At 61.6% G+C, this 15152-nt stretch carries 13 protein-coding genes and 1 riboswitch; of the genes, 6 read left to right on the top strand and 7 right to left on the bottom strand.

Translation table 11 applies throughout. The features are described 5' to 3' along the window. Positions 1 to 665: 665 nt before the first annotated feature. The 5 genes from IDM28_RS13855 to IDM28_RS24045 form a co-directional block, all read right to left on the bottom strand. Positions 666 to 1358, bottom strand: coding sequence for a YoaK family protein (locus IDM28_RS13855; protein ID WP_188036380.1), 693 nt, complete (start codon positions 1356 to 1358; stop codon positions 666 to 668). 343 nt (positions 1359 to 1701) lie between these two features. Continuing rightward, entirely contained in the window at positions 1702 to 3747 is a 2046-nt protein-coding gene (locus tag IDM28_RS13850) for a TonB-dependent receptor domain-containing protein (protein ID WP_188036250.1), read from the bottom strand. Positions 3748 to 4012: 265 nt separating this feature from the next. Further along, positions 4013 to 4339 (bottom strand): DUF2388 domain-containing protein, encoded by a 327-nt coding sequence (locus IDM28_RS13845; RefSeq protein WP_150571764.1) that lies wholly within the window; start codon positions 4337 to 4339, stop codon positions 4013 to 4015. An 89-nt stretch (positions 4340 to 4428) separates the two neighbouring features. Next, on the bottom strand, positions 4429 to 4635 hold the full coding sequence (locus IDM28_RS13840) for a DUF6434 domain-containing protein (protein WP_101320380.1): 207 nt from the start codon (positions 4633 to 4635) through the stop codon (positions 4429 to 4431). Between the two features lie 382 nt (positions 4636 to 5017). After that, positions 5018 to 5731: a CPBP family intramembrane glutamic endopeptidase gene (locus IDM28_RS24045; RefSeq protein WP_188036249.1), complete on the bottom strand. Its 714-nt coding sequence runs from the start codon at positions 5729 to 5731 to the stop codon at positions 5018 to 5020. A 413-nt stretch (positions 5732 to 6144) separates the two neighbouring features. Here IDM28_RS24045 and codB point away from each other — a divergent pair, with 413 nt between their 5' ends. From codB to IDM28_RS13815, 4 genes are all read left to right on the top strand, one after another. Beyond that, positions 6145 to 7404, top strand: a complete 1260-nt coding sequence (gene codB, locus IDM28_RS13830) for a cytosine permease (protein ID WP_101320374.1) — start codon at positions 6145 to 6147, stop codon at positions 7402 to 7404. After that, positions 7401 to 8615, top strand: coding sequence for a PucR family transcriptional regulator (locus IDM28_RS13825; RefSeq protein ID WP_188036248.1), 1215 nt, complete (start codon positions 7401 to 7403; stop codon positions 8613 to 8615). The genes codB and IDM28_RS13825 overlap by 4 nt, the downstream gene beginning before the upstream one ends. Positions 8616 to 8619: 4 nt before the next feature. Continuing rightward, positions 8620 to 9861 (top strand): cytosine deaminase, encoded by a 1242-nt coding sequence (gene codA / locus IDM28_RS13820; RefSeq protein ID WP_150568922.1) that lies wholly within the window; start codon positions 8620 to 8622, stop codon positions 9859 to 9861. A 143-nt stretch (positions 9862 to 10004) separates the two neighbouring features. After that, on the top strand, positions 10005 to 10745 hold the full coding sequence (locus IDM28_RS13815; RefSeq protein ID WP_101320368.1) for a hypothetical protein: 741 nt from the start codon (positions 10005 to 10007) through the stop codon (positions 10743 to 10745). Here IDM28_RS13815 and IDM28_RS13810 read toward each other — a convergent pair. Further along, entirely contained in the window at positions 10742 to 12694 is a 1953-nt protein-coding gene (locus IDM28_RS13810; protein ID WP_188036247.1) for an alkyl/aryl-sulfatase, read from the bottom strand. The two genes, IDM28_RS13815 and IDM28_RS13810, sit on opposite strands and share 4 nt — an antisense overlap. A gap of 283 nt (positions 12695 to 12977) precedes the next feature. Continuing rightward, positions 12978 to 13514, bottom strand: coding sequence for a WYL domain-containing protein (locus IDM28_RS13805; protein WP_188036246.1), 537 nt, complete (start codon positions 13512 to 13514; stop codon positions 12978 to 12980). Positions 13515 to 13644: 130 nt separating this feature from the next. Continuing rightward, a riboswitch (TPP riboswitch) is annotated at positions 13645 to 13760 on the top strand. A gap of 78 nt (positions 13761 to 13838) precedes the next feature. Here IDM28_RS13805 and IDM28_RS13800 point away from each other — a divergent pair. After that, positions 13839 to 14486, top strand: a complete 648-nt coding sequence (locus tag IDM28_RS13800; protein WP_188036245.1) for a TenA family protein — start codon at positions 13839 to 13841, stop codon at positions 14484 to 14486. A gap of 1 nt (position 14487) precedes the next feature. Beyond that, positions 14488 to 15147, top strand: a complete 660-nt coding sequence (gene tenA / locus IDM28_RS13795; protein WP_101320359.1) for a thiaminase II — start codon at positions 14488 to 14490, stop codon at positions 15145 to 15147. Positions 15148 to 15152 lie beyond the last annotated feature (5 nt).

Here is a 15152-nt window from a genome sequence, read left to right as displayed (position 1 = left end):
AGTGGTAATGGGCTGGCGGGAGAGGCATAAAGCGTTTCAGGAGTGGTTGACGCCGCGGCGACGTCGGCGAGCGGGCGGAACGTTGCTTGCCGTCTGGGCTGTCGGTATCTGCATTTACCCAAGCACGTATTGGGTCTACGTGATGATTCCAGGAATCATGTGGTTCATGAGCGCTTGGCCGGCTGAGCTTCATGACAAAAGTTGATGAGCAAAGTCAAAAACGACACTGCATATCTTTCATCCGGTTTTGCGCTTCGCTGTTGATCAGCCTCGCAAGCGCTCAAGTCTTTGCTTTCGGGGACATGAGGCAGCTTCCCGGCTCTGAGATCGTGGCTGCTGGCGAAATTGAACAGATGTCATGTCCGCTCGGAGGCAAGGACGACTGCCGCTCTTGGCCGCGTGATCTCTACAAGGTAAGGAATGAGAACATTTGTTTCACGACAAACGTTTCATGCGGCTTTAGGTGCGAAGGCTTCCTCGCTGAGAGAGCTCAGGTGGTAACGCTGTATGTGGCTTCCTCCTATAGCCTCAATAGTGGAAGCATTAAACGAGTCAGGTGTCCCTAGCAATTCTAAATTGTGATGGGCTGCATTCTGTTCTGATGCGTGTCCCGCCATAGGGCGTAGAGGCCGCGGGTTAAACATCGTCTTGTTGAAACTCTGGAGCTACCTGGGCATGTAGTTCCGCTGCCAGCGACGTGGGATGGCTAGCGAGGACGCGGCGAGTGCAAACACCAGAAGCCCGTTGATTACAAAAGCCGTGATCCCGAGATACCCCTGCAGCAGCGCGCCGGCAACTGCTCCCAGCAGCATTCCCATCCAAGGCACAAGCTGCACCCGCCAGCCCGGCTTGCGCTCACCCATCAACCACCGGCCAAGCCCGCGGCCGAAGCGTGACAGGGCGCCGGTGACGTAAGTCAGCCCGATCGGCAAACCATTCACTTCCTCGACCACGGCATTGATCATGCCCATGGCTATGACAGTGCACACCAGTGACAACCGCGGTATAGGGGTCAAGCCTGCCAGGCAGAGCAGGGTGCCTACGCAAAGCAGCAACGGCCAGGAGCGGCGGTCGATCAGGCGCGTGACGATCACGCCGATGGCATTGCCAGCGATGAACGCGCCGATCAGAGTGCTGATGGTGAGGATGGAGCTGTAGTCCCGCTCACCAATTGAAACCGCAAGGCGAGTGGTATTGCCGCTCATGAAGGATACGAAATCACCTGTTGCGGTGAACCCGACTGCGTCAGTCATGCCGGCGAGGAAGGAGAGTGCTGCGACCATGCACAGCCCAACTTTGCCACGCAGCCGAGCTATGCGTCTTCCGCGTGCTGTATAGAATGCTGAGTCAGGAAGCATCAGTGCCTCAGAGGCTTTTGGAAACAACGTATTATCGGACAATAAAACCTGTTTCAGACCGCGTCAAATCATGTCCAAAGGCAGATTTTTCCGCTTCCCTGTAGTTCATTTCCCAAACATATTCCCAGCGCCTTTAAGCTCTTACAGGCCAACCTCAGCGCATCTAGCCTCATGCCGTCGCCGCAAATGCTGCGACCGGCTTTGACAGGCTGTACTGATGAGTGAATCACGTGCTCGCTTATGGCGGCTGTACGTGGGGCACCTCGTGTGCGCCGAGTTCCCTCATCCTCGGTCTGTCAACCCGCGTATAGCTGCCACCCACCTGTTTGAAAGCAGGCATGCTTCAGAAGTAAGTCGTCATCCCGACAAAGTACGCCCGACCCGGTACGTAAAAGCTGGTCGACTCATCCCGCGGGTCTTCATCGAGCAGGTTTTGCACGCCGGCATTGAGTGACAGCCAGTTGGTCGCCGCCCAGTTGGCGCTCAAGTCGTAGGTGGTGTACGACTTGACGAAGTCAGTGCCCAAACCGCGCTGCTTGCCCACATGCTGCGCCGACAGCTCGGTGCCGATGCGGTCGCTGATCTGCCAGTCGATGGCGCTGAACAGCGACAGTTTAGGCGCGCTGATCAGGTCGCGGCCGGTCGACAGGTTGCGGCTTTCGAGCATGTAGGTGGCGTTGGTGCGCCAGCTGGCATTTTCCCACAGGGGGACTCTGCTACTGCCTTCCCAGCCGCGGGTGCGGGCCTTGTCGGCGTTTTCCAGCATGGTCCACCAACGGCCCTGGAAGTTGCCCAGCGGGGCGTATTCGATCTTGTCCTTGAAGTCGGTGTGGAAGTAGGTGAGGCCTGCTTCCCAGCCGTCGTGGTCAAAGGACACGCCGATTTCTTTGTTGGTGCTGATTTCCGGGCGCAGGTTTGGATTGCCGGCCATCCAGCATTCGCCGGTGACGTACCCCAGCGGCCGCAGCGACGTGCAGCCGCGACCGCCGGAGTTGGTTGCCGCACCGGCGCTGCCTTCTTTCAGGCTTGGCGCACGGAAACCTCGCGACACGCCGCCGCGAACTGTCCAGTCCGGGTGCGGGTGGTAGACAAGGTAGGCGCGCGGGCTGTTGTGGTTGCCATATTCGTCACTGTGGTCGAAGCGGTTGCCCAAGGTCAGCGAGAGGTTGTCGAGCAGGAACAGTTCGTCTTCGATGAAGAGCGCCGAGTAGTCGCCCTCAAGGTCCGCACCGCTGACTGGCTTGCCCTGATAATCGACGGGGACGGTACCCAGCGTGTCGGTGTTGGTCAGTTGCTCGCGCTTCCATTGCCCGCCAACGGTGAGGCGCTGGTTGATCAGCAGATCGAACGGGATGTTGAGGCTGCCTTCGACGATCTTTTCCTCGGAGCTGGCCTTGCCCCAGCTGATGTCGTTCTTGAATTTGTTCAGGTAGGCGTCGATCCGCGAGGTGCCAAAGCCCCAGTCCGCGTTGTGCGAGATGATGAAGCTGTCTCGGGTCAGACGCGCAGCACCAAAGCCTTCACCAATGGTTTCGTCCCAGTCGCCGAAGGTCTTTTTCGACGACCAGGAGCGCTCCACGCCTTGGGTGGCTTCGAATGACAGCTGGTGGTTGTCGTTGACTTGCCAGTTGAGCAGGGCGTTGACGCTGTGGTCCTTGGCCCCGCCAGCGCCGTCGTTGTAGACGAAGTCGCCGAGGGTATCGACCCGCGGTTCGACTTCGTCGGCCGCCCGCCGGGTGAGGTTGGCGCCCAGGCGCAGGCCTAGCGATTCGGTGATCGGGCCGGACAGGTTGACGCTGGTCTGGTTGGTCTGGCCGCGGTCGGAGTCTTCCGGGATGGTTGTGTTGGCGTTGAGCGAGCCGCTCCACTCACGGGAAACCTTGCGGGTGATGATGTTGATGACGCCGCCCATGGCGTCCGAGCCGTACAGCGACGACATCGGCCCGCGCACGATCTCTATCCGCTCGATCATGTTCGGCGAGATCCAGTTGATGTCCTGGCGGCCCAGGTCGCGGCGGTAGTTGGTGTCGGCGGAGCTGCCGATGCGTTTGCCGTCCACCAGAATCAGCGTGTACTTGTCGTCCAGGCCGCGCAGCTTGATCTTCGACTGCTCGCCCACCGGGCCAAAGCCGCCGGTCACACCGGGGATACGCCGCAGCAGGGTGTTGAGGTCGTACACCGGCTGGCGCTCGATCTCTTCGCGGGTGATGACACTGACGCTGGCCGGGGCATCGCGCACATCAGTGCCGCCGCCGCTAGCGGTGACGAACGAAGCTTGCAGTTCAGTGGCAGGCAGCGGCTCTAGCTCGAGGGTTTCTTCGGCCTGAACAGGGCTTGCGGCGATCAGCGCCAGGGTGAGCAGGGCACGGCAGAACGGTGGGCGTGGCATCGTGGAACAGTCCTTGTCGATCGGTTGGATTCAAGAGGCAGAATGCAATCGGGGTCGAACGGTATCGCAAATGAGAACCATTTAAAAGTAATTGCCCAATTTTGTTTACACAAAACTGACAAATACTTTACTGAGCACGTTGATGCTTCTTGCTCGCCGAAGGCGTGATCGGAGCTTCATTCAGACGTAAAAAAGCCCACTCGGCGGTGGGCTTGGCGGCAGCACGGTAACCTTACAGCAGGCGCAATGAGCGCCGTGCTTGATCTCACAGTGAGGTGGCGATCACCTGGGCAAGCTGCATGTCGGACATCATCGGCTCGCTGTGTGTCGAGCGATAATAGCGTGATGCTTGTTCAAATTGCGCGCCGCGGATGATGCCGTCAGAACCGATGAAGGTGAGGGCATCGCTTTTCGCGGTTTTGAACAGATCTGGGATCGCTGTAGTGCCCGCGAGCGCGCCTGAAACGATGATGCAGGGTGCCAGGGAAGTGATCATCAGTGCAGCCTGGAACGGGTTGTTGTTCTCGGCTGCATGTGTAGGAATGCTGATTAATGTCAGCATGGTCAGCGGTAGTGCGTTCCATAACATCATGTCTTGCTTCCCTGCGCTTCGATGGTCGCCACGATAGAAGAAGGCGAGATGTTGCAGTTGTGCTCAGTCAGCCTTATGGCCGGCTGGCTTCAGGCATGGGTACGCAACCACTCGTCGGCGACATCGCCCATGGTTGCTGGCGCGCCGCTCTTGATCCAGGCCATGAACGTACGGTCGAATTTGAAGGCTTCGCCGCATTCGGCAATCAGGAATTGGCGGACCTTCTGGGTGTTACGGTACTGAGCGTCCAATGGGGTGGCGCGGGTGATTGGTCCTGAGTGCCAGTTTAAGCTCATGGCTGATCCGGTGATGGCGACTTGAAGCGGCAGGTTAGCACTGAAGGGCGTGGCGTTGTCCATGGATTGAGTTGGCTGGGCTGCTCAATCTGAACTGCTCGGCACGTGGACTGCCCAACGACCACACACTGAGGAAACTGCGATGACCGATCCAAAAGACGACCAGAAAGACAGCCAGGTGCCGGCTCATTCCACCGAAGAGGAAAAGGCTCGGCTCAAGGACAAGAACAAGGATGGCATTCCGCCTGGTGCCGAGTGAAAGCGCGCCTCGGCGGCCAGTCCATCAAGCATGTGGGACTGGCCGCCATTTACATAGAGCCGTTTCCTGTCAAGGCGGCGAATATGTTCAACGTTCAGACTTCCTGGCGCGATCAGCCGGCGGTCAATCCATCTGCAGATAATTGATCGAAATCGCCACCACCTCCGCCGCGGCATGCAGTAACACCGGCACCAGCAAACCGCCGCTGGCTATACGTGCGATGGCGAGGATCAAACCGACGGCAACCAGCGTTACCAAGGTGATCAGGTTGTCGTACTGGTTGTGCAGCGCAGCAAACACCAACGTGCTGACCACGATCGCGGTCCACTGCCAGAAGCGGCCACTGTCCAGCGGAAACACGCGCATCACGTAGTGCCTGAACAGCAGCTCTTCGGTGACCGGCGGGAACAGCACCAAGGTCAGGCAGAGCAGGGCGATCTGCGCCGGGCCTAGGCCGTCGTAGAAGTGCACCATGAAGCTTTCGCGGGGTATCTGCAAAAGGTGCATCAGCAGCGCGCACAGCGTGTAGGTCCCGACCATGGCGATCAGACCGAACAGCAACGGGCGCCGCCAGTGCTGGCCGAGGATCACCTGCCTGATGCCTTGCTTGCGGTACTGCAAACACAGCAGCACCAACAGGCCGATCGCGGCATAGCCTACCGAGTTGATCAGCTTCTGGCTGGTGAGGGGCGCGGACGGGTCGGGCAGGACAACCAGCACGCTTGCGGCGAGGTAGATGATGAGCGCCAGGGCCAGCATGCCAAGACGCTTGAAGACGTTATAGCGTGACGGCGCAGGGGCTACCGCTGAGGGCAGCGATGATGCTGAGGTTTGCACGGGGACGTTCCTTGTTTGAGCAATTCGGCGGGCATCTTGCCGTTGCCGCTATCGCCTGACAATCGACGATCGTAGATAAACAATATTTACCCAGGGCGGCGCCAGCGTGGCTAACACTCAGTCCCCGGACACCAACTTGCTGGCACTGGTGATCTGCTGATTCCAGATCATCTCGTAATGGCTGGACAGCACAACGCTCGTTTCCCAACTTCCCATAGTAATGCGCCTGAATGGTGCAGGGTTGCCTTGGGATGAGTCATAAAGCACACGCCTGAAGCCGTCATGTTGAAGAAAGTGTGCTGACTGCACAGTGATCATTGTGGCAGACGCACGCTTTTTGCGAGACCAGCGGCCCCTTCGAAGCGGCCCGCATATTGCTCTAGCTGCTCCATCCACTACCCGGAGCAGCATCGATGAGCGCGCCCAGCGAATTCCCGTTATCCGAAGCCCCGCAGTCAGCCCGCAAGGGCCTGCTGCCGATCGCCATGGTTTTGTTCAGTTTCACCTTCTTCACCGGCACCATGTTCGCCGGCGGCAAGCTGGGCATGGCGTTCAATTTCGTCGACATGCTGTGGATCGCCACCATCGGCAACTCACTGCTGGCGTTGTACGCCGCGAGCCTGGCGTTCATCGCCTCGCGCAGCGGGCTCAACACGGTATTGATGGGGCGCTTTTGCTTTGGCGAGGCGGGCAGCCGGCTATCGGACTTCCTGCTGGGTTTCGCCGAGCTGGGCTGGTACGCCTGGGGCACCGCGACGGTGGCGATCGTGCTGGTGAAAATCCTGGGCCTGGCTGAGGGCTTCACTGTGCCGCTGATGGTGCTGTTCGGTCTTGGTTTCAGCATTACCGCGATCATTGGCTTCAAGGGCCTGGACCTGCTGTCGCGGGTGTCGGTGCCGTTGATGTTCGTGCTGTTGCTGGTGTCGATGTACATCGCTACCGGCGACGCCGGTGGTTTTGCTGGCCTGGCTGCGGTGGTGCCGCACGAGGCGATGACGTTTTCAGCGGCGGTGACCATGGTCTTTGGCACCTTCGCCAGCGGTGCGACTCAAGCCACCAACTGGACGCGCCTGTCGCGCAGCGGGCGGGTCGCGGTGACCGCCAGTGTGGTCAGTTTTCTGCTCGGCAATGGCTTGATGGTGGTGGCGGGAGCATGGTGCGCGATGGTCTATCAGCAGGCCGATATCGTCGAGGTGATGATCCTGCAGGGCTTGTCGTTCGCTGCAGTGATCATGCTCTGCCTGAACCTGTGGACCATCCAGGGGCCGACCATCTACAACGTCTCGGCGGCGGCCTGCCATCTCCTGCGCAGCGAACGCCGGCGCACGGCAACTCTGGTCGCGGCGGGGCTGGGCATCCTCTTGGCGATTGGCGGCATGTACGAGCTGCTGATCCCGTTTCTGGTGCTGCTGGGTTCGATCATTCCGCCGGTCGGCGGGGTGATCATGGCTGATTTCTGGTACCGCCACCGCGGCAAATACCCGGCGCTGGCCTCGGTTCAGTTGCCACGCTACAACCTCAAGGGGCTGACTGCCTACGCCGTCGGTGCGCTGTTGGCCTACAGCTCGCCGTGGGTCGCGCCGCTGGTGGGAATTGGCGCTTCGGCGCTGTGCTATATCGTCCTGCTTGAGCTGAGCGGTCGGCGGCGGGCGCTGGCGCAGGTCGAGCCGTGAGCCTGGCATTGGAAGAAATTCTGCGCCTGCCCGGGCTTGCACAGATGACCGTGCGCGCTGGCCAACGCAACCTGCAGCGGCGGGTGCGCTGGCCCTACGTGGCCGAGAACGAGGGTATTGCCGAATGGGTGATGGGCGGTGAACTGGTGTTCGTTACGGGCATCAATCACCCGCGCGGCGAGGCCAATCTGCTGAGCCTGGTCGAGGATGGCGACGCGGTGGGCATCGCCGGTCTGGTGATCCTCACTGGTGGCAGCTTCATTCAGCAGATTCCACCGAAGGTGATCGAACGCGCCGAGCAACTGGGCCTGAGCTTGATCGAGCAGCCCTACGCGCTGAAGATGGTGGTGGTGACCCATTTGATCGGTACGGCGCTGGTGCAGATGGCACAAGCGCGCCGCTCGCGGGATGACATCATCGGGCAATTGCTGACCGGCGATTATCCAAGCCTGGCCATCGCCCGGCAACGCGCCGCGCACTTGCAGCTGGCGCTGGACGAGCCGCGGCGGCTGGTGGCGCTGCGGCTGGCAGGCGATGAGGTATTCGAACAGCATGCTCCGGAGCAAGCCGAGCGCCTTTGGCAGGCCAGCCAGCAAGCGCTGGAAGACTGCCTGCAAGCATGGTGTCGCACCCAGCCGGGCGCTGTCACGGCACAGTTGCCGGGCGATCTGTTCGTGCTATTGCTGCCTGACGTGCCGAACCTGCGCGGTGGGTTGGGGCAGTTGCATCAGCAATTGCGGGTTATTGCCGGTGACACCGGGGTATATCTGGGCATGTCCTGCCTGGCCGAGGACTGCGCGCACTATCGCCAGGCACTCAACGAAGCCCGTCAGGCGCTCGACGTCGCCCAGCACCTGCGCCCGGCCAGCGGCCTGTGCGACTTCAGCGAGTTGGGCGTGCTGCGCCTGTTGCAGGGGATCAGCGACCGCGGCCTGATCGACAGCTTCGTCAGCCAAACCCTCGGTCGCCTGATCGAAACCGGGCGCAAGCATCCCCATGCGTTGTTGCACACCCTCGATGCCCTGCTGGGCGCCAACGGCAACGCCTTGCAGGCCGCCGCGCGTTTGGGCCTGCACCGCAACACTATCAATCAACGCATCGGCAGAATCGAACAACTGAGCGGACAATCACTCGATGATCCGCTTTTTCGTATGAATGCTGCGGTCGCTATGCTCATATGGCGCATGACCGCAGCCCAGGGCAAGGAGTAGAAACATGAACATCATCAATGCACGCCTGCGTGGCAAGGACGGGCTGTTTCGCATCGAACTCGAAGGCGAGCGCATCGCTGCGATCCAGGCGCAGAGCGGGCCGCTGGCGCTGAATAACGCCAGTGATATCGACGCCGAGCACAACCTGGTGGTGCCGCCCTTTATCGAGCCGCATATTCACCTCGATGCCACCCTCACCGCTGGCGAGCCCAACTGGAACATGAGCGGTACCTTGTTCGAGGGCATCGAGCGCTGGGCCGAGCGCAAAGAGCTCAATACCCATGAAGACACCAAGACCCGCGCCAGCAAGACCATCGGCATGCTGGTCGATCACGGCATCCAGCATGTGCGTACCCATGTCGACGTCACCGATCCCAAGCTGACCGCACTCAAGGCGATGATTGAAGTCCGCGAAGAAGTGCGCCACCTGATCGACCTGCAGATTGTCGCGTTTCCGCAGGAGGGCATCGAGTCGTACGCCAATGGTCGCGCCTTGATGACCGAGGCGGTGGCGATGGGCGCGGATGTGGTGGGCGGTATCCCGCACTTCGAGAACACCCGTGATCAGGGCGTGTCGTCGATCAAGTTCCTGATGGACCTGGCCGAGCGCAACGGTTGCCTGGTCGATGTACATTGTGACGAGACCGACGACCCGCAGTCGCGCTTCCTCGAAGTGCTGGCCGAGGAAGCACGCATGCGCGGCATGGGTGCGCGGGTTACCGCCAGCCACACTACGGCAATGGGTTCGTATGACAACGCCTACTGCTCGAAGCTGTTCCGCTTGCTGAAAATGTCGGGCATAAACTTTGTTTCCTGCCCGACCGAGAGCATCCACCTGCAGGGCCGGTTCGACACCTACCCCAAACGCCGTGGCCTGACCCGCGTCGCCGAAATCGACCGCGCCGGGATGAACGTGTGCTTTGGCCAGGACTCGATCGTCGACCCGTGGTACCCACTGGGCAATGGCAACATTCTGCGCATTCTCGAGGCCGGTTTGCACATCTGCCACATGCTCGGCTACGAAGACCTGCAGCGCTCGCTCGACCTGATCACCGACAACAGCGCGCGCACCCTCAATCTTGGCGAGCGCTATGGGCTGGAGGTCGGACGGCCAGCGAATCTGCTGGTGCTGTCGGCGCCGGATGATTACGAGATGGTCCGCAGCCAGGGTTACGCACTGGTTTCAGTGCGCAATGGCAAGGTGCTGATGCGCCGCACCCCGGCCCAGGTGCAGCGCCTGGCTTGATCCTGACCATCGCCCGCGCAGGCTTATCTGCGTGGGCGATGGCTGGCGATCGGTCTAATTCGCATTTGCCCCTGAGCGCGATCAGTGGCACGCTTGGCCGGCGATTTTGCATCGCCCCTACAGCGAAATAAGGAAACGCCCAGGTGAGTTGGGAAAAAGTCGGTAAAGCCCTCGTTGGCCTGCTGGTCGCTGGTGCCTGTGCAGGCGGCCTGTATCTGGCATTCAAGCAGGACCCAGCCCTGGAAGCGCGGCTTACCTACTCCTACCTGACCTACCCAAGCCAGTTCAGCGAGCGCATCAGCACGGCCAATGACATGCTGCGCTACGAGCGCTTGCACGGGCAGATGAGCGATATCAGCCAGGGCCAGTTGAGCAATCAGCAGGTCGACAAGCTGGTGGACGCGGCCCAGGCGCCGTATCTGGCGTTGTTTGCCAAGCCGTTCGAGGCAGGCCTGGTCGACCATCGTACCGGCTTGGTGATAGAGCTGAAGAACACCCGCGAAGCCCCGCTGAAGAACATTCAGATCCGCTTGCCGGCCAAGGGCCTGGTGCAGGTGCGCGACGATGACGGCAACGACATCATCCCACAGGCGGCCACCAACCTGATCGACATCGCCACCATCGGCGGGCGCGAAGACTGCAAGGTATGGGTGTACTTCGATTCGGACTACTCGCAGATCCGACAGGGCGGCCTGAGCATTCGCCACGCTGACGGCGAGGCGCAGATTCTCGCTTACCGCGAGTTCGTCGGCCTGCCAGCCACCATTGCCAGCTACAGCCAGCTGCTGCTGGCCTTGCTCGGTGCACTGGCGATCGGTGTATTGGGCCTTGGCTACGCATGCCTGAGCCGCAGCCAGCAGGCTACGGCCCAGCGCCGCGCTTAAGGCGCGACCAGCTCGAAGCGCCCCTGCGGATCTTCCAGCCCGGACATCAGGCGCAGGAACTTGATCCGCTCGCCGCTGATGCTGATATCACCCACTGTGACCTCTTTGACGAAGCCGGTCTGCTTCAAGGCGATACGATCGAGTGTGGCTTTTTTCATGCTCACCTCGACATCCGCACGGCGGTGGCGCGTGCGGTCGCGGTGGGTCAGCACGCCGTTGCGCACGGTCAGCGCATAATCTTCACCCAGGTCAGTGAAGCGCCAGTTGATGGTCAGGTCCTGCTCGGCTGCCTTTTGCGCATCGAGGCGCACGCTGAGCAGATCGAAGAACAGTGGCGCTGCCAGGGCCCGTACCATGTCATCGACGTTGCCGGGGGCTGGGCTTGCGGCAACACCGTCGCGCAGCTCCTGTGCGCCGCTCAGGTAGGCATTGCGCCAGGTAGCGTTCTCGCTCTGGTAGCCGAGTTGCTCGAACGCATCGGCCTGCAGCTGACGTGCTGCGCTGTTACCGGGCTGGGCGTAGATCAATTGCCGAGTCAGCTCGGCGACCCAGCGGTAATCACCTGAAGCAAATGCCTTGCGCGCCAGGCTCAGCACCTGGTTGGCGCCGCCCATGGCTTCGACATAGCGCCGGCCGGTGTCGCTCGGTGGCAGTGGGTCGAGGGTAGCGGGGTTGCCGTCGTAGCTTCCCATGTAGCGTTGATAGACCGCACGCACGTTGAGGCTGAGCGAGCCGTAATAATCGCGGCTGTACCAGCGCTTGGCCAGGCGCGGGGGCAGCGTGGCGAGTTGCGCGGCAATTGCGTCTGGGCTCAGGCCCTGATTGATCAGGCGTAGCGTCTGGCCATCGATATAGGCGTACAGGTCACGCTGGTCGGCAAGGTACTCGCGCACTGCCGCGCCGCTCCAGCTTGGCCAGTGATGCTGGCCGAGGACGATCTCGGCCCGCTCACCGTAACGCACCAAGGTCTGGTCGAGGTAGCGCGACCAGCTTCTGGCATCGCGCACCGGCGCGCCACGCAGGTCGAGCAGGCTCAGTTGACTGTGGGCGACGTTCTCGCCCATGGCCAGCGCCTTGAAGCGCGGCAGCCAGAGGTTCATCTGTGCCGGCGCGTCCTGGCCTGCGGTGAGCTGGAATTCGATGTCGATGCCATCGATGCGCACGGTCTCGAGCGCTTTGCTTATCTCCCGCGTGGGGGCGATCAGGCTGATCGTGGCGTTGCTGGATATGTCTTTGCCCAGGCCTGCATCGACCTGGCCGCGAGGCCCGCGGGGCAGGGCGTTGCCATACAGGTATTCGGCGCGGCGCTGCATCGCCGGGCCCGCCAGCACGTTCTCGCTGATGGCCTGCGCATAGAAACCGCGCGGTGCCAGCACCTGAACCCTGCCGGCCTTGACCTCGGCGGGGTCGACGACGCCGCGCACGCCACCATAGCTGCTCACCTGCGGGTTGCTGTAGATCACCGCCAGCACAGGCTTGCGCGGGCGATGCTTGAAGTACAGCTCCATGGCAGCGCCGGCGGTTTCTACTGAATGCAGCGGGTCGATCACGATCAGGCCGCTGTCGCCTTCGACCAGGGTCATGTTGGCGAGGTCCAGGCCACGTACCTGATAGATGCCCTCGGTGACCTGGAACAAGCCAGCGATGGCGTTCAGTTGGGCTTGGCGCCACAGGCTTGGGTTGACGGTGGCAGGGGCTTCACCGTTGATGAAGGCGTAGCGCTGCAGGTCCCACACCGGTTGGCTGTCGGCATTGTCGATGCGGCCATCGAAGCGCTCGATCAAGCCGCGCTGAGCGGCGTCGAAATCGGCGCGGTCGTTGAAGGGGAGGCGCTGCAACCATTGTTGATTGCTTTGGCGGGTGAAGCTGGTGGCGTCTTTTTGCGGTGCATCGGCGGCAGAGGCGAGCGGGCACAGCAGCAATAGCGGCAGTAACAGGCGATGCGGCATAGGGATTCCTTGGCTTGAACGACGCGCAAGGGGGAACAGTAGCCTATGGCAAGGAGGTTTGGGCAGGTGGTAACGCTGTGGCTGTGAGTTTTAGGGCTGCTGAGCAGCCCTAAAACGATGCGCCGTGTTGCTCAGCGCTGGAAACCCAACCCCGATGACAAGTCAGTCTATCAAGTTGACTTAACTCGCCGCCGTTTCCGGTGACGTTTAGTGCTGACGCCAATGATTTGTGTGGCGTTAATCGCAGATCCAGGATGCTTGCGCGCGGACTCGCAGCGCTGACTTAGCCGCTTTCGTGCAACAGCAGTGCCTGATGCAGCCTTTCGAGCAGAGCCTCACGCACGCTGTCCGGGGCACTCACCTTGATCGAGCCGGCATGCGCCAGCAGCCAGCTCAAAAGGGCCTGGTCATAGGCAACCGTGGCCACCAACCTGGCGTCGCCTTCGGCAAGCGGCTCCAGCAACATGTCGTCCGACAGCGGCTGCGCCGCCAACTGCCGCGCCAGCCCCGGCGTCACCCAGGCCCGCAAGGTGATCGGTTGCGCCATGCAACGATCGCTGGGCTGCGGCTGCAGCAGCTCGGTGCTGAGCTCGGCCTGCCAGTACCAGCCATATGGGGTGCCCTTGCTGTTGCAGCGCACCGGAAACAGCTCGGTCAGCTCGTTCAAATCACGCTCGACCGTGCGCTTGCTGGTGCCATGGCCGACCTGGTGCAGGGCCTGCTGCAACTGATTGGAACTCATGCCCGGGTGGCGGTCAGGCAGCAGTTTGAGCAACTGCCACTGGCGGGCGATGGTCTGGCGCGTGGGGTTGCTGGGCAAAGCGGGTTCCTTGGCGCGCGATTACTGCACGGCTCTGGTGGTGGCAATTGGCTATGTTCGCCTAGCATACCTTTTGCTGGGCGTGCAGCCAACGTGCCGTGACAACTGGCCTGCGTCTGCGGTATACCTGAGCGCTACCAAGGGGAGCCCGGAGACGGGCTGAGAAACCGCTGGCAAGATGCAGCGCGGTGACCCTTAGCACCTGATCCGGATCATGCCGGCGAAGGGATGGGACAGCCGACCTGCCTTTGCGCCGGCCTCACTGCGAGGCCGCACCATGCACCACCCGCCTGGCCTCGCTGCCACCTCCCAGAGGACAGCAGCATGAGCGAACGTTTTACCCATTATTTGCGCGAGCAGAGCGAACCGACCTGGTCGGCTGCCGTTGGCCACCGCTTCGTGCGACAGCTATGTGATGGTTCCCTGGCGGATCCGGTTATGGTCCGCTACCTGGTTCAGGACCATCGCTTCCTCGACAGCTTTCTGACCTTGCTCGGTGCGGCGATCGCCACAGCCGATACCTTTGAAGCGCGCCTGCGTCTGGGCCGTTTTGCCGGGATGATCTCGAGTGACGAAAACACCTATTTCCTGCGTGCATTCGAGGCCCTCAATGTAAGCCCGGCGCAGCGCGACGAGCCTGCCGACAGTGCGCCCACCGCAGGCTTCAAGGCGATCATGGCCGAGGCGGCGGCAAGCCGCTCCTATGCGGCAGCGCTGGCGGTGCTGAATGTGGCCGAGGGGTTGTACCTGGACTGGGCGCAGAAGGCGCCGCAGCCACTGCCCGAGCATTTCGTCCACGCTGAGTGGATCACCTTGCATGACAACCCGTTCTTCGAGGATTTTGTCGCGTTCCTGCAAGCTGAACTTGACCGCGTCGGGCCAAAGGAGGCCGAGCTCAGCCGCGACTTCTACCTGCGCACAGTCGCGCTGGAACTGGCCTTCTTCGATGCCGTATACGATGGCGAGGCCTGACATGGATATTTTTGATCGGCTCAAGGCCGCCGCTGCGCCGCAATGGGCGAGCTACGTCGAGCATGACTTCCTGCAGCAGATGCAGACGGGCACCCTCAGTCAGGCGGCGTTTCGCGAGTATCTGGTGCAGGACTACCTGTTCCTGATCCAGTTCGCCCGCGCCTGGGCGCTGGCCGCCTACAAGAGTCGCCTGCCAAGTGACATCCGCGCCGCGCAGGCCGGGCTTGCGGCGATTCTTGACGAGACTGAACTGCACCTGCGCCTGTGCGCCCGCTGGGGCTTGTCGCAAGCCGACATTCAAGCTGCCCCCGAGCATCAGGCGACCGTGGCCTATACCCGCTATGTGCTTGACTGCGGCGCCGCCGGCGACCTGCTTGAACTGCACGTTGCGCTGGCACCGTGCGTGATCGGCTACGCCGAAATCGGTCAGCGCCTGGCCGGCGCAATCGGTGATCTGAACCAGCATCCGTACCGCGAATGGATCGGCGAGTATGCCGGTGAGGCCTATCAAGACGTGGCGGCGTCTGCCCGCAAGCACCTGGACGAGCTGGCCGCGCGGAGCATGACCGAGTCACGTTTCACCGAGCTGGCGGCGATCTTCGCCCAGGCGTCACGGCTTGAGGCGGACTTCTGGCAGATGGGATTGCAGGCTGCCGAATAATCGGC

It is taken from the genome of Pseudomonas sp. EZ-C24 (genome assembly GCF_014525325.1).
Lineage (GTDB): Bacteria > Pseudomonadota > Gammaproteobacteria > Pseudomonadales > Pseudomonadaceae > Aquipseudomonas > Aquipseudomonas shirazensis.
The sequence above is the reverse complement of the archived record's forward strand: the minus strand, read 5'-3'. Positions and strand labels throughout refer to the sequence as shown.

Coding starts and splice junctions, on each gene's coding strand:
- IDM28_RS13855 (WP_188036380.1), bottom strand. CDS start 1,358: ATGCTTCCTGACTCAGCATTCTATACAGCACGCGGAAGACGCATAGCT.
- tenA (WP_101320359.1), top strand. CDS start 14,488: ATGGATATTTTTGATCGGCTCAAGGCCGCCGCTGCGCCGCAATGGGCG.
- codB (WP_101320374.1), top strand. CDS start 6,145: ATGAGCGCGCCCAGCGAATTCCCGTTATCCGAAGCCCCGCAGTCAGCC.
- IDM28_RS13800 (WP_188036245.1), top strand. CDS start 13,839: ATGAGCGAACGTTTTACCCATTATTTGCGCGAGCAGAGCGAACCGACC.
- IDM28_RS13845 (WP_150571764.1), bottom strand. CDS start 4,339: ATGATGTTATGGAACGCACTACCGCTGACCATGCTGACATTAATCAGC.
- codA (WP_150568922.1), top strand. CDS start 8,620: ATGAACATCATCAATGCACGCCTGCGTGGCAAGGACGGGCTGTTTCGC.
- IDM28_RS13840 (WP_101320380.1), bottom strand. CDS start 4,635: ATGAGCTTAAACTGGCACTCAGGACCAATCACCCGCGCCACCCCATTG.
- IDM28_RS13850 (WP_188036250.1), bottom strand. CDS start 3,747: ATGCCACGCCCACCGTTCTGCCGTGCCCTGCTCACCCTGGCGCTGATC.
- IDM28_RS13810 (WP_188036247.1), bottom strand. CDS start 12,694: ATGCCGCATCGCCTGTTACTGCCGCTATTGCTGCTGTGCCCGCTCGCC.